Source organism: Agrobacterium sp. SORGH_AS_0440 (genome assembly GCF_031453135.1).
Taxonomy (GTDB): Bacteria; Pseudomonadota; Alphaproteobacteria; order Rhizobiales; family Rhizobiaceae; genus Agrobacterium; species Agrobacterium pusense.
Genome location: NZ_JAVIYR010000001.1, coordinates 1,098,604 through 1,120,686 on the forward strand (window position 1 = coordinate 1,098,604; position 22,083 = coordinate 1,120,686).

16 protein-coding genes and 1 pseudogene are annotated in these 22,083 nt (G+C 57.5%); 12 read left to right on the forward strand and 5 right to left on the reverse strand.

The features are described 5' to 3' along the window. Positions 1-161: 161 nt before the first annotated feature. On the forward strand, positions 162-1,268 hold the full coding sequence (locus QE453_RS05045; protein ID WP_004437381.1) for a cache domain-containing protein: 1,107 nt from the start codon (positions 162-164) through the stop codon (positions 1,266-1,268). Between the two features lie 13 nt (positions 1,269-1,281). Here QE453_RS05045 and QE453_RS05050 read toward each other — a convergent pair whose 3' ends face one another. The 4 genes from QE453_RS05050 to QE453_RS05065 form a co-directional block, all read right to left on the reverse strand. Next, on the reverse strand, positions 1,282-3,255 hold the full coding sequence (locus tag QE453_RS05050) for a glycosyltransferase (RefSeq protein ID WP_072495001.1): 1,974 nt from the start codon (positions 3,253-3,255) through the stop codon (positions 1,282-1,284). A gap of 3 nt (positions 3,256-3,258) precedes the next feature. Beyond that, positions 3,259-4,452: an HlyD family secretion protein gene (locus tag QE453_RS05055; RefSeq protein WP_044459540.1), complete on the reverse strand. Its 1,194-nt coding sequence runs from the start codon at positions 4,450-4,452 to the stop codon at positions 3,259-3,261. Positions 4,453-4,750: 298 nt separating this feature from the next. Further along, entirely contained in the window at positions 4,751-5,704 is a 954-nt protein-coding gene (locus tag QE453_RS05060; RefSeq protein WP_309776518.1) for a DUF808 domain-containing protein, read from the reverse strand. Positions 5,705-5,783: 79 nt separating this feature from the next. Further along, a complete protein-coding gene (locus QE453_RS05065; RefSeq protein WP_004437395.1) occupies positions 5,784-6,749 on the reverse strand; it encodes a magnesium and cobalt transport protein CorA in 966 nt (321 codons plus the stop codon). A 224-nt stretch (positions 6,750-6,973) separates the two neighbouring features. Between QE453_RS05065 and QE453_RS05070 the strand changes: the two genes are divergently transcribed. The 4 genes from QE453_RS05070 to QE453_RS05085 all read left to right on the forward strand — a co-directional run bounded on the left by QE453_RS05070 (position 6,974) and on the right by QE453_RS05085 (position 10,731). After that, on the forward strand, positions 6,974-8,659 hold the full coding sequence (locus QE453_RS05070) for an FAD/NAD(P)-binding protein (protein WP_309776520.1): 1,686 nt from the start codon (positions 6,974-6,976) through the stop codon (positions 8,657-8,659). Positions 8,660-8,678: 19 nt separating this feature from the next. After that, positions 8,679-9,572: an MOSC domain-containing protein gene (locus QE453_RS05075; RefSeq protein WP_309776521.1), complete on the forward strand. Its 894-nt coding sequence runs from the start codon at positions 8,679-8,681 to the stop codon at positions 9,570-9,572. Between the two features lie 227 nt (positions 9,573-9,799). Next, positions 9,800-9,991 (forward strand): hypothetical protein, encoded by a 192-nt coding sequence (locus tag QE453_RS05080; RefSeq protein ID WP_044459536.1) that lies wholly within the window; start codon positions 9,800-9,802, stop codon positions 9,989-9,991. A 140-nt stretch (positions 9,992-10,131) separates the two neighbouring features. Then, entirely contained in the window at positions 10,132-10,731 is a 600-nt protein-coding gene (locus tag QE453_RS05085; RefSeq protein ID WP_004437405.1) for a hypothetical protein, read from the forward strand. A 268-nt stretch (positions 10,732-10,999) separates the two neighbouring features. Here QE453_RS05085 and QE453_RS05090 read toward each other — a convergent pair whose 3' ends face one another. Beyond that, positions 11,000-12,562, reverse strand: a complete 1,563-nt coding sequence (locus QE453_RS05090; RefSeq protein ID WP_309776523.1) for a helix-turn-helix domain-containing protein — start codon at positions 12,560-12,562, stop codon at positions 11,000-11,002. A gap of 412 nt (positions 12,563-12,974) precedes the next feature. On the opposite strand from QE453_RS05090, the gene QE453_RS05095 reads away from it, so the two are divergent. From QE453_RS05095 to QE453_RS05125, 7 genes and pseudogenes are all read left to right on the forward strand, one after another. After that, positions 12,975-14,585 (forward strand): ABC transporter substrate-binding protein, encoded by a 1,611-nt coding sequence (locus QE453_RS05095; protein ID WP_309776525.1) that lies wholly within the window; start codon positions 12,975-12,977, stop codon positions 14,583-14,585. 72 nt (positions 14,586-14,657) lie between these two features. Next, positions 14,658-15,600 (forward strand): annotated as a pseudogene (locus QE453_RS05100) (ABC transporter permease). Between the two features lie 29 nt (positions 15,601-15,629). Then, complete coding sequence (locus tag QE453_RS05105; protein WP_223215483.1) at positions 15,630-16,487, forward strand: ABC transporter permease; 858 nt, start codon at positions 15,630-15,632, stop codon at positions 16,485-16,487. Continuing rightward, positions 16,484-18,154 carry an ABC transporter ATP-binding protein gene (locus QE453_RS05110; RefSeq protein ID WP_279873070.1) on the forward strand — a complete coding sequence of 557 codons (1,671 nt, stop codon included), beginning with the start codon at positions 16,484-16,486 and terminating at the stop codon, positions 18,152-18,154. The genes QE453_RS05105 and QE453_RS05110 overlap by 4 nt, the downstream gene beginning before the upstream one ends. 18 nt (positions 18,155-18,172) lie before the next feature. After that, positions 18,173-19,675 carry a M81 family metallopeptidase gene (locus tag QE453_RS05115; RefSeq protein ID WP_279873069.1) on the forward strand — a complete coding sequence of 501 codons (1,503 nt, stop codon included), beginning with the start codon at positions 18,173-18,175 and terminating at the stop codon, positions 19,673-19,675. Between the two features lie 32 nt (positions 19,676-19,707). After that, positions 19,708-20,868 carry a M20 aminoacylase family protein gene (locus QE453_RS05120; RefSeq protein ID WP_035207445.1) on the forward strand — a complete coding sequence of 387 codons (1,161 nt, stop codon included), beginning with the start codon at positions 19,708-19,710 and terminating at the stop codon, positions 20,866-20,868. Between the two features lie 81 nt (positions 20,869-20,949). Next, positions 20,950-22,080, forward strand: coding sequence for a M20/M25/M40 family metallo-hydrolase (locus QE453_RS05125; protein ID WP_279873068.1), 1,131 nt, complete (start codon positions 20,950-20,952; stop codon positions 22,078-22,080). The last annotated feature ends 3 nt before the right edge of the window (positions 22,081-22,083 follow it).

A 22,083-nucleotide genomic window follows, 5' to 3' on the forward strand; every position in this document is an offset into this window, starting at 1 on the left:
ACATTGGCTCCGTGCAGGAACGAGGTTGGTCGCGATGCCTGGCAGATCCGAATTCGCGACCTCACGCCGAAAAAACAACCCCTGATAATCGGCAGATTGCTCGCCCGCCGGCCGTTATCTAGTTTCGGTCGAGGTTGACACGACAAAACGCGCGGGTGTCCATGTCCAATGAACCAAAAAGTCGCCTGCCATCGTTGAGTGCGGTCACGGCGGGCTTCATGTTTGCCTGTATCCTCGTCGGTGCCGCGATTGTGTTCAAGGTGATTGACGATCGAATGCTCAGTTTCCAGGAGGCAAGTCTGCGTACTGCCGTGGAAACCAGGGTACGGGGCGTTCAAACAGCCTTCGCCGCTTCCCTTTATCGAGAATGGACAAACCTCGAAACGCTGGGAAGGTCGCTTGCGGTGAGCCAGCCTGAAGAGATCCAGGACGATCTTTCAACGCTCGTGGGAAGCGGACGGGTTGTGTCGTGGGCAGGTTATGCCGGAAATGACGGCAAAGTCCGTGTCGCGTCAAACGGTCTGTTGGTCGGCGCCGACGTGTCATCCCGTCCGTGGTTTCAGAGGGGGCTTCAGGGCAACTTCGCCGGGGATGCGCACGAAGCGGTTCTTCTTGCGGCTAAACTTCCTGCTCCCGAAAGTGGGGAGCCGTTACGGTTCCTCGACCTGGCAGCCCCTGTAATCGGTGTTGGTCAGTCAGTAACAGGAGTTCTTGGGCTTCATCTCAATCTGGAGTGGGCAAAAGCCTACATTCGTGAGCTGAGTGATGCCCTGGACGTCGAGGTCCTCATAGTCAATCCCGAGGGCAGGGCTGTTATATCGTCCACGAACGAGAGCCCTTCAAACCTGGATCTGCCAAGCTTTCGAAGAGCAAGGACAGGTGCCACCGGCGTGAGCCTCGAGTTATGGCCTGATGGCAAGAATTACTTCGTAGCCACGCTTCCCGAGGCCAGCTACCAAAGCCTACCGAGGTTCGGTTGGTCCATTGTCGCGAGGATCGATGCGAACGCATTCAGCAATGCGGCCAGTAGCTTCTCCAGCGGTCTTTTTATTAGTTTGTCTCTTCTGACCCTGCTCCTTCTGCTCCTCATGTCATTGTTCATTGTCTCGTTTATCCGGCCGTTCCATCACCTCGCCGTCAATGCCAAAGCCGTTGCGGATGGACAGAACGTATATCCCTACGAGAGCAGGAGAACTTCCGAACTAGCGACAATCGGCTCGGCAATTTCTCGCTTGCAGGCAAGTGCAGACCGGCAGGACGGCGGTTAAGTAAGCTAGACCACTACTGGCGGGCAAAACGGGTGGTGGCATCCTTGATGATCGCCGATAGCCGTGTTGACGTGACACTTGGTACGCTCCCTCCAGCGTAAAGTCTTTTCAGCAAGAGCTGGTACTGTGTTTCATCCAACCCCAGCGCAACGACCAGGCCGTCGTCGGTCCGATCCAGCACCGTGGCGGTGAAATCTCCGATTTCTTTGAGTTTCATGATGATCTGGGTAGCTATAGGCGCGTCTACCCCTCTGAGACGGGCCGTTTCCTGCGTCAGGTCCGTCATCCAGACGCGCTTCAGCGCACCGCCGAGGGATATTACGACCCGCTCGGGACGGTCCGCATAGTGTTTCTCACGTCGTGGCAACTCGACACAGACCAGCAGCGTCACGGCAAGGATCACCAGATTGTAAACAGTCCAGAACAGGATAACGACCTTCCCGTCTCCTGCGTCATTGAACGCGAAACGGTCAGAGACCAGACCGATCAGGACCCCGGCGACGGTCAGAAACGTTAAAAGGAGGAAGGGGCGCATAAGACGCCATTGGACAACGACTTTGGTTCGGTCTCCTCCCTTTGCCGTAACACTGAAAGGGTGACCTTTCGGCTTCACAAGCCCCACAATGGCGGCTCTCGATATGGGGAGCGCACCAAGCAACTGGCTGACGTCATTGACGATGGGGATCACCATTCCGGACGAGATGAAGTTCAACACGAACAGGATCCACACCATATACGCCCCGAAATAGCTGATGACATCGGGAACAGATGCGTTGACCACCGTGATGTTGAAAAACCAGTAAAAGAGAGGAAAGGTCATGGAGGCGATGCGGAATGTGAAGGTGGTGAGCCAGAAAAATACCGAGTCAACGACGCTCCAGCGGTCCCGCAGCCGCAAATTGTTCCGCGAGAAGGGACCCAGCCTTCCCCGGGCAATCTGCATGAGCCCCAGGCACCATCGCGCTCGCTGAGTGACGTATTCCTTCAACCCCTCCGGAGCAAGGCCCTCGGTCAACGCTTCGTTCAGATAGACCGTCCGATAGCCGTGCTCCTGCAACTGAAGCGTCAGCATGAAATCTTCCGTGATGCTGTCTGTCGGGAACCCACCGGAGGCCTGCACTGCCCTCCATCTGATAACCGACGACGTGCCGCAGCAGAATGCGATCCCCCACCCGTCGCGGCTTGGTTGCAAATGGTCAAAGAAAAAGCGCTGCTCGTCGGGATACGATCGGCTGAGCCCGAGATTATGCTGGATAGGATCCGGATTGAAGAAGTGCTGGGGTGTTTGAACCAGTCCGACCTCCTGGTCGTGGAAAAGCGCAAGTGCGCGCGAGACAAAATCCGTGTGAGGAACGAAGTCCGCGTCCAGCACGGCTATGAAGTCTGGCGGTTGATCGTCTTGCGCAAGAACGCCCAGGGCATGATTGATGTTGCCGGCTTTCGAGCCCTTGTTATCTGGCCTGCGAAGGTATCGAACGTCGTGCTCCTCGCAGAAGTCACGCAGCCAGTCACGGCGCCCGTCATCCAGCACAAGAACCTGGACGTCCGGATGATCGCTGGCCTTTGCCCCGACGACCGTCCGTTCCAGAACGGCTTGCTCCTCGTTGTATGTGGCGATCAGAATCGCGACTTTTGGAGGCGGATCCGGTTGCCACCAGGATTTATTCTCCTCGACTTCAGGGGACCGATCGGTGGTTCTGGTCAGGATTGTAAACGCGCTCAGCGACGAGAGAACAGATAATGCTTCCAGAGCAAAGAATGACCAACTGAACAGACAGTCCAGCGTGAAGCCGGGCGGGGCCAGGGTCTGGGTTCCTCGCCACCAGATATATCGCACCGCTAAAGCCATTCCGATTGCGAAAAGGAACGTCCTGTGGGTCCAGTTACGATTGTTCAGGAGGTATGGCAGGACGAGTGCGCACCCGAAGGCCAGAGCCAGATGAGCGAAGCTCGACTGAAGTTCGCTAAGATAGAGAAAACTGTCCAAGTCCTATCTCCATAGTCCTCGCAGCCAGTCAAAAGCGCGCGTTTCGAAAAACACCCTGCCCGTGCGCCCTGCGAGGCACCGAAGGTCGGGGTCGTCCCGCAGAGCCGGCACATCAAGTGCCACGTCGTACCTTTGGAGGTGGCGCTGACTCGGTGCTATTGCCATGTTTTCATAGATCGTAGCCGCGCCGGAACCCGCAAGGCGGATTACCGATCCCTGAAGAACCTGACGGCTTCGGTTAAGGCGAAAGGTCGCGGGTGCGCCGACCCTGAGGGAATTGTAGACGCTTTCCGACACGGATAAGGTCACAATTGCGGAGTCGCAGTCGATCAGGCGCATGAGGTCCTGACCGCGCTGGACCGTTTCGCCCGAAGCGGAGAGGTACTCCCACAGCGCACCATTCACATTCGCCACCAGATCTGAGGAAGAAAGTCTGTTTACACGAAGACGCTCGTTTGCCAGCCGATCGGAAATTGCAGCCAATGCCAGTTTCTTCGCCTCAAGTTGCGCTTTTAATTCCAGACGCTGCACGTCGATCTCGGAAATCCTCTGTTCGGAGTAGGGGGCGTCGTTAAATCCGTCTCCGAGGAATACTCCCCGCTCGGCCGCCTTCTGTGCCACAACGATTTCGGCGGCCTGAGCCTTTGCATTTGCGACCTCCAGCGCGGAAACCTCGGAAAGTGACTGGGCCTGTTCAAGGGACTGTGCGGTAGAAATGCCCTGACCGCTTAGCCGTGATGATCGCTCGCGGCTGAGTTCCGCGTATTTCAGACGTGCCTCGGACGCAGCACGCGAGGCGTCGGCAGACTGAGCCTGAGCCGCGAGCTGGCGTTTTCTTTCCTCACGATAGATAGCCGCGCGGGTCTGCAACTCATCAATCGATTCATCGAAAGACGTGACGACGGTCTCGAGCCTTTTTATTTCGGTCTGAGCATCGGCCTGTTGAAGTTCGAGATCAAGGAGACGGATGCCGTCAACAAGAGAATCCTCAAGAGAGCCCAGTGGATCGCCTTGCGCAATCTGGGCGCCCAGCGGTCTCGAAATCAATTCAATTTTGCCAGCGATGGGAGCGCGTATCGTCGTCAAACGGGCATTTATGAACGCATTTGCACTCGCGCCGCTAAGCTGCTCCCCAAGCACCACATAAAGAGCACCGCAGATCAGCAACAAACCGAATCCGATCTTTATGAGCTTCATGTTTCCTCCTCCGCATCTACCTAACAAAACGTACGGCCGGGGATCGGTTCACCCTGCTTGAGAAAACCCGCTCCCAGAGTTAGCGCGCGGTTAAATGACAACCGGCGCATATAGGCTTTGACCTATCAAACCACCGAGCGCTAAACGTGTCTCAGGTCAAAACTTGCCCGCGAGTTTTTGTGGAGCGCTCGCTTTGCACGATTATCGACAGGCAAAGGGCGAGAACGCGTGCGACGATCACCGAGAGGAGGTGGCTCGGCGAGCGTCATGGATAGATCGAGAAGTTCGGGAGACGCGACTAGGGTCGTTCGATACGCCGCGCGAATTTCGTCCAGATCGACAGCAATAAGATCGTGACACCGCCGGTCGCTATACCGATTACCGCCTGAATAAACGCGGTGGCCAGCCAATTCGTCACGGAGGGGACAATCACCAGGGTTTGTTCTATCCTTGATGCGACTGTTTCGATCAGATGTTCAGGCTGATGCCATCCCATCCCCGCCAGGCTGTGTACGATAATGCTTCCGCCTACCCAGAGCATCGCCGCCGTTCCGACGATTGCCAGTGCCTTGAGAAGAAACGGTACACCTTTGACCAGCCCGGCACCGACCGTCCTTGACAAAGGTCCACCGGATTTCGTCAGGTGCAATCCGACGTCATCTGCTTTGACGATGAGCGCGACCACGCCATAAACGGCTGCGGTGAGCAGGATGCCAACCGCCGCCAGGACCCCTGCCTGGGTATAGATGCCGGAGGAGGAGACACCAGCCAGTGTCAGCGCCATGATCTCGGCTGAGAGGATAAAGTCGGTACGGATCGCGCCTGCGACCTTGCGGTTTTCCAGATCTGCTGCATCAAGCGCCGCGTTGTCGTCCGGACCGTGTTCCGGGGCATGAGCGAAAAATGCCTCATGTAGCTTCTCCGCGCCTTCGTAGCTCAAATATATGCCACCGATCATCAGGAGCGGTGTGATGAGCCAGGGAGCGAAATATCCGAGGACGAGAGCGATGGGCAGGAGGAAGATCAGCTTGTTTTTAAGCGATCCAAGCGCAATTTTGCCAATGATCGGCAGTTCACGCGCGGGAGCCAGACCGACGACGTAGGCCGGCGTGACGGCGGTGTCGTCGATCACGACACCTGCCGCCTTCACACTGGCTTTGGCAGTCTGGGTTGCGACGTCGTCGAGGGACGCGGAGGCAGCCTTAGCTATCGCTGCCACGTCGTCAAACAATGCGATCAATCCGGTAGCCAATTTAACTCCTGAACAGGTTCAGCGTTGTCCGTGATTTGGGGCCGTTGCACAGAATGGAGAGCAAAGGTTGCTCGATATATCACAGCCATCCTGTCTTCTTGAACCGGTAATAAAGTATCGCGCAAAGGGTGATGATGACGGCGATCACGACATAATAGCCGTATTCCGATTTCAGTTCCGGCATGTGCTCGAAGTTCATTCCATAAATGCCGGCGATCGCCGTTGGGACAGCCAGGATCGCGGCCCAGGCTGCAAGCTGGCGGGTGATCATACCCTGGCGCTGCTGTTCAAGCAGGTTCGAGGCCTCAAACACGGAAGTGATAACTTCCCGCAGGCCTGACATCATGAATTCGACGCGCCGTACATGGTCAAGCACGTCCCGAAAATAGGCTTTGGCGTTCTCGTCAATACAGGGCAGCTCCAGATTGGCGAGCTTGCCAGCGACCTCCTCCATCGGGCCCAGAATGCGCTGAAAGCGGATCACCTGCCGTCGCATGCGGAAAAGCCGTCTGATCTGCTCCCTTTCGAGAAATGCAATCAGCATGTGCTTTTCCATCTCAAGCACCTTGTCCTCCAGCGTCTCGACCATCGGCAGATAACCGTCGACGACGAAATCGATGATACCGTGCAGGACATAGTCCGGGCCATGTTCGAGGAGTTGCGGAGACTGTTCGAGATGCTCCCTCAATTCCTTGTGGGAGCGTGCCGAACCATGCCGGACCGAAATCACATGGTGCCGTCCGACGAAAATACAGGTTTCGCCATAGGCAATCTTGTCGCCCTCAAGATGAGCGGTCTTGATGATGACGAAGAGCTGATTGCCGTACACCTCAACTTTCGGCACCTGCCTCCCGTTCAGTGCGTCTTCGACGGCAAGCGGATGCAGGTCAAACATCGACTTCAGGCTCGCCATTTCCTCGACGGTCGGGTCGGTGATACCGATCCAGGCAAACTCGCCGTCCCTCTCGGGGAACGGTCGGCCAGTCAAGGGGAGTTCTTCGGCACGCTGGCCAAGGCGGTAGATGTAGGAAGCTATGACTGTCATGAAAACCGCAGTGAGTTAACCGTCATGATTTGGTATTCTGATATCGTAGTGACAAGATGGAACGGGCGATATCCTATCCGTAGCGAATCTGCACACCAGCGTCATTGGCAGAATCGCAGCGTCACGGCGCGTCCATCGAATGTAAGTTTGCCGTCACTGGAACAGTCCGCGCTGCACACCGTTATAAACCGGCGCTGCAAAGGGTGGCGTTGGAGATGGTTTGCATGAACAGTCGCATTTGCATTATCGGTTCGGGGCCTACCGGAATCTTTTCCCTTCAGCGACTTATTCATTCTCCTTCCCCAATGAGTATTACTGTTTTCGAAGCGGAAATGTTGGCAGGGAAGGGAACGCCCTATCTTCCCGGCTCAAATGATCCTGTCATGCTTTCCAACATTCCGAGCATCGAGATACCGCCGTTGCCGCTGTCACTGGTGGAATGGCTATCTCGCCAGGAAGACGATTACCTTAACCGTTTTGCCATTGTGCGCGATGCCATCAGCGAGCGTGCGTTTTACCCGAGGTTGGTTCTCGGTGATTATTTTCATGAGCAGTTCAGTGCGCTTGTGGATTATGGAGTCGAGAAAGGTCATCAGATCGATATCCGCCCCGGGCACCGCGTCAGTGATATATCGCTCGACGTCGACCATATCCGAATTTGCGTCGAAAGCCCTGACGGAAAGTTCGACGCGATCTATGACCACGTCGTGATGGCAACGGGCCATAATTGGCCTGATAAGACCGAAGTGCAGCCAGGCTACTTTGCGTCTCCGTGGCCCGCTTCCGCGCTCAAAAGTTCCTGCTATGGAAGGCTTGGGATACTTGGGACGTCGCTCAGCAGTATCGACGCGCTTTTGACCGTCGCGGTATCCTGCGGCTCGTTTGTTTATGACGACACGGGAACAATGAGGTTTCACGCATCCACCGGGCACGAAAACTTCACAGCCGTGATGATGTCCCGCAAGGGACTGTTACCGGAGGCGGATTTCTATTGCCCGCTTCCCTACCGGACACCGAGTGTTTGCACGCAGGAAGCTGTCAATGGAGAAATCGAGATTGGCTCTGCCGGTTTGCTCGACAGGGTTTTCGAGCTCTTCAAGCGGGAAATCGCGACCGCCGATCCTGACTACGCAGCCGAAATAGGGCTAAATTGCCTGACGGCAGACACCTTTGCTGACGCATATTACTCTCGTCGGTCGGGAGTGGATCCGTTTGTCTGGGCAGCAGCAAACCTAGCCGAAGTCGAACGCAACGCAGAGCAGCGATTCACTGTGCCTTGGCGCTACGCCATACTCATCACACATGAAATTATCGCCAGAGCAATCCCGCACCTGGACACGCGTGACCTAGCGCGGTTCAACCGATCGTTTAAAAGTATATTCATCGATGAATATGCGACCGTACCCCACCTTTCGATCAAGCGTTTGCTTGCGCTTCGAAACGCTGGCAGGTTGGAAATTATCGCGCTGGGAGAAGATTACGCAATAGACACGTGTGGCCTTGCGCGGGGCGCAAGAGTGACCACGGCCGGCTCGGAAGAAGTCTTCGAAAGTTTCATCGATGCGACCGGCCAAACGGCGTTATCGGCACGGGACCTCCCGTTTCCTTCGCTCGTGAAGCAGGCAGCTGTCAAACCGGCTGTCACGCGCGTGGCTTCGACTGGATTAATAGCCGATACGACAGGCCACAACTTCAAGAGGACCGGCGGTATCGAGGTCGACGAATGCTATCGTCCACGCGATACCGGCTTGTTATCCAACCGGCTTTATTGCGTGGCGATACCATTCCTGTTGCATAAGAACCCCTTTGTACAGGGTATCACCAGCGCCGCTGAGTTAGGGCAGGCGGCCGCGCAGGCTATCCTCGACGATATTCGGGCGACGACAGCCGACTTGCTGCTCACAGCCTGACATAGCGGACAGAATAGATATGACGGTCACTTTTCGCTCAAAACACGCTATCGGGAAAGTCGCTGAGATCTGGCGTTTCCCGGTAAGTTCGCTTGGTGGAGAACGATGCAAATGCGCCGAAATTGAGCCAGGGGGCATCGTCGGCGACAGGCGTTTTGCGCTGTTCGACAGTGTATCCGGCCTCGCGGCAGCGCCGGAAAAAGACGTTCGATGGCGGCCGGCACTTTTCCTCCGCAGCGCCATTGATGATGGCGGTGTGCGGATCACGTTTCCAACTGGGTGTAATTTCTATATTGAAGATCCTCAATTAGGACTGGAACTTTCGAAGTATTTTGGTTTTGACGTCGGTATCGGAAGTTACATCGATGCTGACCCGCTTGCCCCTTCTCTTCCCACCGTTGAGAACCGATACTCGAGATCGGCACTTCACTTGGTCACCACTTCGTCACTGGCCGAGCTTCAACAAATGTTATCGGATAGTACGGTTGACCGTTTGCGCTTTCGGCCAAATATTCTACTCGAAACCAGTAATGTGACAGGTTTTGCTGAGTTTCAATGGATCGGTAAGGTCATTAGTTTCGGGCTGGCGGAGGTCGAGGTGACAGACCTCACAAAACGGTGCGGAATGATCCTTGCCGCACAGCCTGATCTGCCGGAACAGCCGGAGATTCTCAGAACGGTATTGAGAAAAGCAGGTCGCGCGTTCGGAGTTTACTGCGAACCTGTCAAAATAGGAAATATCGAATCCGGGCCAGCGCGCAGAGTTGATTTCCGGCTAGTCATTCCAAAGGTCGATTTCCAGGGATTAAAAGCAGGCCGAAAACCCTATAAATTATGCGGTATTTTACGCCATTTCTTCTCTTCAGTAGCGCGACATTGGCTTTTGGTCATTCCGCCATCGATGGCGTCTTGAACTGGTCGCCCGGCGCAGATGGTAAGCCGAGGTTGTTCCGGAGCTTGATGACAAGACTGTCGGGGTTGAGACTTCTCCGAACGCGCGTCCTGTAGTAGAAGAAAAGGCAGCGGTCCGAGAAGGCGAAGTCTCGCAGGCGGAGCCTCCGGCAAGGCAGTTGAACCGCCTTGATGAACTGAGGCAGGAGCGCGAAGACAAGCGCGATCGAGACGACCAGGAACGGTAAGATGAACGGAAAAAGCCTGCTTCACATTTACCACGAGCAGAAATTGGCGGACGAGTTTGCGCGTGATCGCAATCCTGAGGTGCCAGCGATTTTTGTTGCGGTCGCACTGTTCGTTGTAGTGTTCGTGGTGGGTGCAGCGCTCGACACCGCTTGGGTCTACCTACAGCAATGGTATCACGTCGCCACCAGCTAATGGCCGTTCCGATGAGTAATGAAAGCCGGGTTAGCCCGGCTTTCTGATTTTGAACGCACGAGAGCCCTTGATTGCAGACGGACGCCCCTCCTTCGTACAGCTTTACCACGCAAGTCGTGATGCCTCGCGTGGGATCCACAATGATCACAACCGCTTACGTCATCGACGCCAAAGGCCTTTTGGTGACGCAGGCAGGATCCGTCCGTCTCATCCCGTGGACCTCTATTCGGTTCATACACGTTCACGTAACGAGTGGGGTCGGCTCCACCGGTTTTCCCGTCTACAGCGCCCGTTTGCGGATGCTCTTCGCGTCGAGGGAGATATCCTCGCTGCATTGGCAGGGAGAGGCACGTACCGATCAATCAGCCGGCTACGTTCGCTTCATGGAAGAACTTATTCCATTTGCAATCGCCCGTAACCCGCGGATTCGCCTCCGACACGGTGGCGACCCTATGCTCGAGGCAGCGATCCCGACGGTGCTGTTTCTCGTCTCCATGCCATTCTTGTTGATACCGTTCTTGATCGTTAAACCGCTTGGTGCTCTTGTTTCCGGCTTCAAATTTTCCGGGTTGAACAAATTCGGAACCAGGCCCGTAGTTGCTGCGATCATCGCGGGGCTTGGTGTGGCGCTCAACATGCTTCCCTGGTCGACCGGCAAGCAGTTCAAGGTCGACGATCTGCCAACCGCAGAACTTCCGCCGAAATATCGGAAAGCTCGCGTCTCATCTCATGTGGGATGAAAGCGCGGGTAGTTCCATAATAGAGCTTAGCCCGAGGGAGTCTGGAAACGTTCATGCTGACAGTTGCAGTCGGGAGCAATGGACGGTCGGTCGAAAACTGGTTCGCCGATTATCGGTGCTCATCATTATGGCTTCGGCTCGATGTCACTGCTCAAGCTGTGAAACCAGCGCCTGCATGGTCACACGCAGTCCGTCAGGACCGTAATTGATCCCGACGCCCCCCTTCCCGGGAGGCCCATGCGGATCAGAACATCGGGTGAGGCTGGTCTTATCCGCCACGGGCGTGGGACACCAGCAGGGGCACGACTTCGCGCTCAAGCCGCTCGACAGACCAGCTGTGCACAGGAGCGGATACGACGATGGCTCCCGCCGGACGACCCTCTGGCCCTGGTACCGCAGCGGCAACATTTACCTCGTCGCGGATCGACTGGCGATCCGTGAAAGCCACGCCTCGAACGCTTGCCTCCAGAATCTCTGTGCGGATTTCGTCCTTGTTCGTAACGGTAAAGGGAGTACCGGGCTGGACGGGGCTTTCCGAAAGAATTCTGTCAATCTCTCCAGGTGGCAGCCACGACAGGATCGCCCGACCACCGGAGGATGAAACGGCTGGAAGTCGCCTGCCCGGATAGGCGGTTCTGAAAGCCGGTTGTGGTCGGCTTTGAACATGCAGCAGGTGGATGATTTCCGTGCCATCCAGGATGCAGAAGGAACAACGCAGCCCGCATTCTTCCCGCAGCCTTATAAGCCGAGGCCATACCGACCGGAGCAACGCGTTTCCCATCTGGAAACGATAAAGAAGATCAAGCGCCCGCTCCGAGACATGGAAAGCGCGTTTGGGCTGATCTTTCTTCAGATAGCCCAGTCCCGCCAGCGTATCTGTAATGCGCTGGACAGTCGGCACCGGAAAGCCGGTCTGCTGTGAAAGTTGCGTCAGGGTGAGCAACGGCGTTTGCGGATGGAAAAACTGGAATAAATGCAGGCTTTTGGAAACTGCGGTCACCGCGAGCGGATCATTCTCGTCGTCGACCAGCGGCCACAGCGTGCGTGGATTTGGCTCGAGGTTGGCCGGGCGTACCGCCCGTGACACCATCAACTCCCCCATGCGTGAGACGGTTTCGCAAAGTTGCCCGGTCACCGTGCCTGCAGCCTCCGTGTCTACAGGACCGGAAAGCGAGATCGCAGCAAGGGGCTGGCCGGCTGCATCGCGAAAAGCGGTCGCAATGACTTGGCGGGATCCGCCGTCGCCAGTACCGTCAAAGGAAAATCCCACGCTGCGCTCAGAGGCTATCCGCTCGCGCAGCAAACCCTCGTTGCCTGTCCATGTTGCCAGAAATGTATCGAGTGTTGTCGCATCCATAAGAGACAACAGCGCCCGGCCTGGCGCGGTCTCGGCAAGTGCGGCGCGGCTGCCAACCGGGGCAAGTGCCAGGGATGCGGCGGGTGACGGGACCCGGGCCAGCGTAACGGCGGTCTTGCCGTCGAGGAGCCAGAGGTCGGCGCTGAGGCCGGTGCGTGCATTCAGTTCGACGACCAGCGGCATCACGAGATCGATCAACTCGTTGCTGTAAAGATAGACATGTGCGGGATAACACGCCCGGTGCCCGAGAGAAAGGACACCGCTCAGTGCGTCGCGTTCAAGCCAATGGGATTTGACAAGTGTATGAACCAGACGCTGGGCGCTGGATCTGTTCATCCCTCCTCGCCTCGCAACATCGGCAATTCTCAGTTCAGGCGTTTCCGGCCCGAACATCTCAAGCACGGCAAATGCCTTCTCCAGCGCGGCAATACGGGCCCGGTGATCGGACCCTTCTGAGGGTTTGGTAAAATTCATTTTGCGACGCAGCAAGATCGTTGACAAGGCTTTCAACGAACCTATAATCGATAGTCGAGAATAGCAATCGCATCGCGGTAAAATAATCCTAAGGGGAACGCCTTGCACTCTATGCCAATCGGAATGACATCATAGTCAGCTATGCCCACATGCTCGCCATGTGACGGTAAGCTGAACCTTGCAAGCCTGTCGCGTTGCGGTCTCACAGCCGCGGTTGCGAAAGCTATTGCAGTCGTATGTTTCGCCGCACCTTTGCGGCGGTACAAGTGCTCTTCGCTGCGCAAACTTTGAGGGATCGCAGCGACATTATCGAAAACGGTCCGGATCGGAAGGGTGCCGTGCGCTCGCGTGCGGGCCAATGCCCGCGCGTTTCGGTCGCTACCTGCCAAACAAAAAAGGGAACAGCGAAATCATGCACGCTCAGTTGACCAGAAAAGCAAGCCGGGCAAGAAGCCGGCTCGTTGCGGCGATCATCGCCCTTTCAGCCTGTGTTGCGGGCTTTGGAACGGATGCCTCGGCCACAACAATGATGGCCGTACCGCATTCTGGCTTGCGTATTCTCGATCCGATCATCACGACCGCTCATATCGTGCGCAATCACGGCTACATGATCTATGACACGCTGCTTGCGCTTGATGCCGATTTCAAACCGCAGCCCCAGATGGCTGACTACACTGTTTCGGATGACAAGCTGACCTATAAATTCACGCTGCGCGACGGTCTGAAATGGCACGACGGCACACCTGTGACAGCAGAAGACTGCATTGCCTCGCTTCAGCGCTGGGGCAAACGGGACACCTCCGGTCAGGTCCTCTTCGACAAGACAGAAAGCCTGACAGCTACGGACGACAGGACCTTTGTTTTCAAGCTAAAGGAACCCTTCGGCTTTTTGCCGGACGTTCTGGCCAAGCCGTCTTCGGTCGTGCCGTTCATGATGCCGAAACGTATTGCCGCAACCCCGGCCGATACCGCCATTACCGAATTTGTCGGTTCCGGCCCCTTCAGGTTCGTCACGGCCGAGTACCAGCCGGGCGTCAAGGCGGTCTATGAAAAATTTACCGATTATGTGCCGCGCAACGAGCCTGCGAGCTGGCTGGCCGGCGGAAAGGTGGTCAAGGTCGACCGTGTGGAATGGTTGAGCATGCCCGATGCCCAGACGGCAATCAACGCTATCCAGTCCGGGGAGATCGACTATATCGAAGCTCCGCCAGTTGATCTTCTGCCACTTGTCGAGAGCAATGACGAACTGACCGTCAAGACGCTAAACACGCTTGGCTCGCAGACCATGGGCCGCATGAATTTCCTCTACCCGCCATTCGATAATAAGAAGATCCGCCAGGCTGCTCTCAAAGCGATGAACCAGAAGGATGTTCTCGACGCGTTGATCGGCAATCCGGACTACTACACCATCTGCGGCTCCGTCTTCGGCTGCGGCACGCCGCTTGAAGCACTTGCCGGTTCGGAAAGCCTGACCGGCGCGGGCGACATGGAAAGTGCCAAGGCACTCCTCAAGGAGGCCGGGTACGACGGAACTCCCGTTGTCATCCTTCAGCCAACCGACGTCGTGACCGTCAAGGCCCAGCCCGTCGTGGCTGCGGCTGCGCTGCGGGCTGCGGGCTTCAACGTCGAACTTCAGCCCATGGACTGGCAGACGCTCGTCACTCGCCGCGCCTCGCAGAAGCCGGTGGCTGAGGGTGGCTGGAACATGTTCTTCACCAACTGGATTGTGCCGGAAATCATGACGCCGCTTAATAATCCGATGTTGAACGGTCGCGGCGCCAAGGGATTTTTTGGCTGGCAGACAGACGAGAAGCTGGAAGCGTTGCGCGCCAAATACATCGCCGCGGCGACAGCTGAAGAGCGGAAGGCTGCGGCCGCCGAGCTTCAGGCCCATGCCATGGACGAGGTCAGCTACGTTCCGCTTGGCCAGTACAAGAACCCCTCCGTGTGGCGCAACCAGCTTTCCGGCTTCCTGGAATCGCCGGTTCCCGTGTTCTGGAACATCGAGAAAACAGAAGACTGAGCCTCGTGGAAGAACATGGCGGCATCCCGCGGATGCCGCTGCCCTGCCTGCCCAACCGACGTGAGGATGCTTATGCTCGCCTATACGTTCCGCCGAATTCTGGCCTCCGTTCCGGTAATGATCACGGTCGCCGTCTTCGTTTTTCTCCTGCTGCGCATAACGCCCGGCGATCCGGCCGCCATCATCGCCGGCGACATGGCCACGCCAGAGCAGCTTGAGAAAATCCGCGCTGCCCTCGGCCTCGACAAACCAATCGTCGTGCAATTCGTCTCGTGGTTCTGGCTGCTCCTCCAGGGCGACCTTGGCGTGTCGCTGATTTCCAATACGCCAGTCACTGCGATGATCGGCAAGCACATCGAACCGACCGTGAGCCTTGCGCTCGTCACGATCGTCCTGTCGGTGCTGATTGCCGTTCCACTTGGGGTCATCGCTGCGTGGCGCCACGGCACGTGGATCGACTATGCCGTCATGACGGTGTCGGTCGTCGGCTTCTCCGTGCCGGTTTTCGTGATCGGCTATATCCTCATCCAGGTCTTCGCCATCGACCTCAAATGGTTTCCGGTGCAGGGCTTCCGGAGCATCACCAAAGGCGTCGGTCCTTTCGCGGAACGCGCCATTTTGCCGGCCCTCACACTTGCTTCCATTTATATCGCGCTGATCGCCCGCATGACACGCGCCTCCGTGCTCGAAGTGCTGGGCGAGGATTATGTGCGAACCGCCCGCGCAAAAGGGCTGAAGGAAAATACCGTCCTGTTCCGCCACGCGCTGCGCAATGCCGCGGTTCCTGTGCTCACCATTATCGGCACCGGCTTTGCGCTGCTTATTTTCCGGCGTCGTGGTAACGGAGAGCGTATTCAACATTCCCGGCATTGGAAGGCTCACGGTCGATGCCATTCTTGCCCGCGATTACCCTGTCATTCAGGGCATGATCATGCTGACAAGCGGTATCTATGTGATGGTCAATCTCCTCATCGACCTCTCCTACTCCTTCTTCGATCCGAGGATACGGTACTGATGGCCAATTCCACGCTTTTTGGTGCCGCCATGCGGCTACCCGTTTTCGCCGGCAGAAAAAAACGCGGACAAGCTGTCCTCGTCCCTGCCATCGCGCTTGCAATTCTTATCCTGATCATTCTCATGGCTGTTCTCGCGCCATGGCTTGCTCCGCATGATCCCGTGGCCATGACGCCCTCTGCCCGCCTCAAGCCCGCCAGCGATATCTACCCGCTCGGTTCCGATGCCTACGGACGGGACCTGCTGTCGCGTGTGCTCTACGGGGCTCGCATCTCCCTTTTTATTGGTATCGGAGCGACTGTCATCTCGGTGGCTGTCGGACTGGGGATTGGCCTGGTCTCGGGCTTCTTTCGGTTCCTCGACGCCGTGGTCATGCGGATCATGGACGCACTGATGGCAATTCCAAGCCTGCTGCTCGCCATCGCCGTGGTTTCGCTCACCGGGGCAAATATCTGGACCGTCATGTTCGCCATTACTGTCCCGGAAATTCCTCGTGTGGTGCGTCTTGTTCGCTCGGTGGTGCTGACTGCACGCGAAGAGCCCTACGTCGAGGCCGCGATCGCTGCCGGTTCGGGCCTTCCGAAAATCCTCTGGCGGCATCTGATGCCGAATACCCTGGCGCCGCTCATCGTGCAGGCCACCTACGTCTGCGCCTCGGCGATTCTTACAGAAGCGATCCTGTCTTTCCTCGGGGCTGGTGTCTCCACGGAAATACCGACATGGGGAAATATCATGGCCGAGGGACGCGCCTATTTCCAGATCAATCCGCAACTGATCTTCTGGCCAGGTCTGGTGCTCTCGCTCTGCATTCTATCCATCAACCTTCTCGGTGATACGGCGCGCGATCTGCTCGATCCGCGCATGAAGAAAAGGGAGGCCGCGAAATGACGGCTGTTGCATTCGATCCCGCCACCGCGTCCGAAGTATTGCGCGTCGAGAACCTCGTCATCCGCCTGACCGGAGACGATGACAGCGTGCCGGTCCTCAACGGCATTTCGGTCACCATCCGAGCCGGAGAAACTGTGTGCCTTGTGGGCGAGAGCGGTTCTGGCAAATCGGTGACCTCGCTCGCTACGATGGGGCTCCTGCCGCGAAATTCTCTTGAACCTGCAGGGGGTACAATCCTCTTTGAAGGTGAAGACCTCCTCAAGGCCGACGCCGGTCGCATGCGGGCACTGCGCTCGAAAAGTATTGCCATGATTTTCCAGGAGCCGATGACAGCACTCAACCCGGTGCTGACGGTTGGCCGGCAGATTTGCGAGGTGCTTCAGGAGCACACGACGCTTTCAGCAAGAGAGCAGAAGATCGCCGTTCTTGAGATGATGCGGGAAGTGCATCTGCCCGATGTCGAGCGGATATTCGCAGCCTATCCCCATCAGCTCTCGGGTGGACAGCGCCAGCGTATCATGATTGCCATGGCCTTGATCCTCAAACCCAGACTGCTGATCGCCGACGAACCGACCACGGCCCTTGATGTGACGACCCAGAAGCAGATACTCAAGCTCATCAATGAACTTCAGGAAAAGCAGGGTACCGCCGTTCTCTTTATAACCCACGACATGGGCGTAGTGGCCGAGATTGCAGACGCCGTCTACGTGATGAACCGTGGCAATCTCGTCGAGAGTGGTCCGGTCGACAGGATTTTAAGCGCGCCGGAAATGGACTATACCCGCACGCTTCTTTCTTCCGTGCCAAGCCTTCAACCGCGCGAGCCGCGCCCCGCGCTCTCGGACGAGGTCGTGCTCTCGGCCTCGGAGCTTGAGAAGGTGTATGGCAAAAAAGGCTTTTTCGGAAAAACCGCGGCCGGAACAAAAGCCGCGACGGATGTGTCCTTCACACTGAAGAAGGGTCGTACTCTCGGTATCGTCGGTGAAAGCGGCTCTGGCAAGTCGACCGTCGCTCGCTGTATTATGCGGCTGATCGATCCCACCTCCGGCTCGATCCGCATTTCCGGACAGGAAATCGCCGATTTCTCCCGCCGGACCCTGCAGCCATATCGCCAGCATATCCAGATGGTGTTTCAGGATCCCTATCGCTCGCTCAACCCGCGTATCACGGTGGGGGAAAGCATCATTGAAGGGCCAGTAAATTACGGTACGCCGAGGCGGGACGCCCTGAAGCGAGCGCGCGAACTTCTCGCAATCGTCGGCCTGCCCCCGGATGCAGTGGGCCGCTATCCTCACCAGTTCTCGGGCGGCCAGCGCCAGCGCATCGCGATCGCCCGTGCCGTTGCCATGAACCCGAAGGTTCTCGTGGCCGACGAGGCAGTGTCGGCACTCGACGTATCGGTTCAGGCACAGGTACTCGACCTTCTTGCGGACTTGCAGGAAAAGCTCGGTATTTCCATCCTGTTCATCACGCATGATCTTCGCGTTGCCGCCCAGATATGTGACGACGTGATCGTTATGCAGAAAGGTCGCATTGTGGAATATGCCAGCGGCTACGAAGTGCTCACCAGTCCGGTTCATGCATACACCCGCCAGCTTATCGATGCCGCCCCGGGGCGGCATTGGGATTTCGCCAATTTCCGGCCGCTTGCCCCCGAAGCTGCATAATTTCCAGGAGAATGACCGATGACGTCCCGGCGTGTCGCCTTTGCCGGTTTCATTCATGAGACCAATACATTTGCTCCCACCAAAGCCACTTATGACGCCTTTCTGAAGGGATCGGGCCATCTGCCGCTCTGCCGCGGCGAGGAGATGATCGCTCTCGTCCGGGGCGCTAATACCGGTATCGAGGGCGCGCTCGATTACGCCCGGCAAGCAAACTGGGAAGTTATTCCTATACTGCGGGCAAGCGCCGTTCCTTCTGCTCATGTTACCGAGGATGCTTTCGAGCGCATTGCCGGTGAGATCGTTGCCGGCATCGTGGCAGCGCTGCCCGTCGACGGAATCTACCTCGATCTTCATGGAGCCATGGTCTGTGAACATCTGGACGACGGCGAGGGCGAACTTCTCGCCCGCATCAAAAGCGCAGTCGGCCACGACATCCCCGTCGCTGTCAGTCTCGACCTGCACGGCAACATAACTAGGCGGTCGGTCGACGACGCCGATGTCATGATCGGCTACCGCACCTATCCGCATGTGGACATGGCCCTGACTGGCAAACGTGCCGCGGGTTTGCTTGACCGCCTGATGGATGGTGAGCGTTTTGCGAAGTCCTATCGTCAGATCGACTATCTGATCCCCATATCGTGGCAATGTACTGAGATGGAGCCGGCGCAATCCATCTACGCCCGCCTCGCAGGACTGGAGGAAGAGAAAACAATTGTCTCGCTCTCCTTCTTTCCCGGCTTCCCGGCTGCCGATTTCAACGATTGCGGTGCGACTGTTCTCTCCTATGGAACGACGCAGGAAGCAGCTGATCTTGCCGCCGACGAGCTGAAGGCCCTGATCGACGGCAGCGAGCCCGCCTTTGCCGGGCGCGTCTACAGCGCTGATGAGGGCGTAAAGGAGGCAATCCGTCTTTCCGCAACCGCCGCAAAGCCGGTCGTGCTTGCGGATACGCAGGACAATCCCGGGGCCGGTGGCGATTCCGATACGACCGGAATGCTGCGGGCTCTCATCGACAACGGTGCACAAAACGCAGCACTTGGCCTGCTCTATGACCCTGAGGCTGCGCTGGCAGCACAGGCAGCGGGGATTGGCGCAACGATCCGCATCGCGCTCGGTGGAAAATCCGGCATTCCAGGTGACGAGCCGCTTGAGGCGGAGTTCATCGTCGAAGCATTGTCCGACGGGTTGACACGCGTCACCGGTCCCTACTACGGCGACACCCTGATGCGGCTTGGACCTTCAGCGTGCCTCAGGATCGGTGGCGTTCGCGTAGCCGTAGCCTCTCACAAGGTGCAGATGGCCGACCGCGGCCTGTTCCGTTATCTCGGCATTGAGCCGGAAACGTCGAGCATTCTCGTCAACAAGAGCTCGGTGCACTTCCGCGCAGATTTCGAACCGTTTGCCGAGACAATTCTCGTTTGTGCCGCACCCGGTCCAATGGCCGTTGACCCGGCTGCCCTTCCATGGAGGAGGCTTCGCCCGGGCGTCCGCCTCTCCCCTCTCTCTGCCGCCCTCTCCTGATCCGTCACTTTTTTGAATTCAAGGATACAGCAATGCCCGTTATCGAGAAAATTGCCGCCTGGCACGATGAAATGACTGCCCTTCGCCGTGACATTCACGCTCATCCGGAAATCGGTTTTGAGGAGATACGAACTTCCGCCATCGTTGCCGACAAGCTGGTGAGCTACGGCATCGAGGTGCATCGCGGCATCGGCAAGACCGGCGTTGTCGGCGTTTTGAAGGGGGCTAAGGGGAGGGGGCGTACCATCGGCCTGCGTGCCGACATGGACGCGCTGCCGATGGAGGAGCGTACCAACCTGCCTTACTCGTCGAAAATCGCGAACCGCTTCCACGGCTGCGGCCATGACGGTCACACGACCATGTTACTTGGTGCCGCGCGATACCTCGCCGAAACCCGCAATTTTGCCGGCACGGCCGTATTCATTTTTCAGCCCGGCGAAGAAGGCTGCGGAGGGGCTCGCGCCATGCTTGCAGACGGCCTGTTTGAACGTTTCCCCTGTGACGAGCTCTACGGGTTGCACAATATGCCGAACGAGGAGCCGAACAAGATCGGCATCAAGCCGGGCACCGCAATGGCCGGCGCTGATTTCTTCGATTTTCACATCAAGGGACGCGGCAGCCACGGTGCGCGTCCCGAAGGGTCGAAGGATCCCGTCATTGTCGCAACTCACCTGGTCTCGGCTCTGCAATCGATCGTGTCGCGCAACATTTCTCCACTTCGGTCAGCCGTGGTGTCGGTCACGCAGATTCATGCCGGCTCCGCCTATAATGTCGTTCCGGAAGAGGCGACAGTCTCCGGCACCGTGCGTTATCTCGATCGCGAGGTGAACGAACAGATCCGTGAGCGTATGCGCACCATCGCAGCCGGCCTTGCCGCGTCTTTCGAAGTCGAAATTGTAACAGACATTCGCAATGTTTTCGACGTCCTCATCAATACGGAAGAACTTGTAGAGGGCTTCGCTGATGCCGCCCGCGACATCGTGGGTGCAGACCTTGTCTATACGAAGGACGAGCCTGTCATGGGCAGCGAGGACTTTGCCGATATGCTCTACAAGGTGCCCGGCGTCTACTGCACCGTTGGCCATGCCGGATCGGTACAGCTGCACAATCCGGGCTTTGTTCTGGATGACAATATTCTGCCGGTTGGTGCGAGCCTTCTGGCGCGTGTCGTCGAAAAACGTCTGGCCGCCTGACGCCCATGCCCTGCCACAAGATCGGGATTGCCCCCTCCCTTGAGCGCGGGCGTCCTGTCACGATGAAACGAGCCCCCTATTATGGATTTCACCAAACTTCCCCTTGATACAGACGCCATGCTGAAGCGTCTCAGGCCCTGGATAGAATGCGAAAGCCCGACATTCGATGCTGCAGCCGTAGATCGCATGATGGATCTTGCTGCCACCGATTTCGCAACAATCGGTGGCACAATAGAACGAATCCCCGGCCGTATGGGACTTGGCGGCAGCCTTCGTGCACATTTTGGCGACACCCGCGACACGCCCGGAATTCTCGTCTCCGGTCATCTCGATACGGTTCATCCGGTTGGCACGCTGAAAGAACTCCCGTTTCGTATCGAGGATACACGTGCCTACGGCCCGGGCATACTCGACATGAAGGGTGGCAACTTTCTGGTCTTCGAGGCAATGAGGCAGCTTCTGAACACGGGCATCGGCACCCGCCTGCCGGTCACCGTCTTGCTGACCCCCGACGAAGAGATCGGCACACCCTCGACGCGGGACCTGATCGAGGCTGAGGCCCGGCGCAACAAATACGTGCTGGTTCCCGAACCGGCACGGGAGGAGAACGGGGTGGTCACCGGTCGCTATGCCATCGCCCGCTACAACCTGGTGGCCCGCGGCAGACCCTCGCATGCCGGCGTTTCGCCGAAATCCGGGCGGTCTGCAATTCGCGAAATGGCCCGCAGGGTGATTGAAATAGATGCAATGAGCGACGACGACTGCACTTTTTCCGTTGGCGTCATGCATGGCGGGCAATGGGTCAATTGTGTCTCTTCGCTGTGCACGGCCGAGGCGCTGTCCATGGCGAAAACCGATGACGATCTCGCGTCCGGTGTCGCCCGAATGCTCAATTTGTCAGGGGTGGAAAACGAGGTGGAGTTCTCGGTCACCTGCGGCGTCACCAGACCCGTCTGGCCACCGGACCGTCCGGAAACCATGGCGCTTTACGAAAAGGCTCGTTTGCTTGCCGACAGTCTTGGGGTTTGCCTTCCCCACGGCAGTTCAGGCGGCGGTTCCGACGGCAATTTTACGGGCGCGCTCGGCATTGCCACGCTCTGTGGCCTGGGGCTGCGTGGCACAGGTTATCACACCCTCGAAGAGCACATCGAAATTGACAGCCTGATCGATCGCGGCAGGCTGATGGCCGGACTTCTGGCGACGCTGGATTGAGGA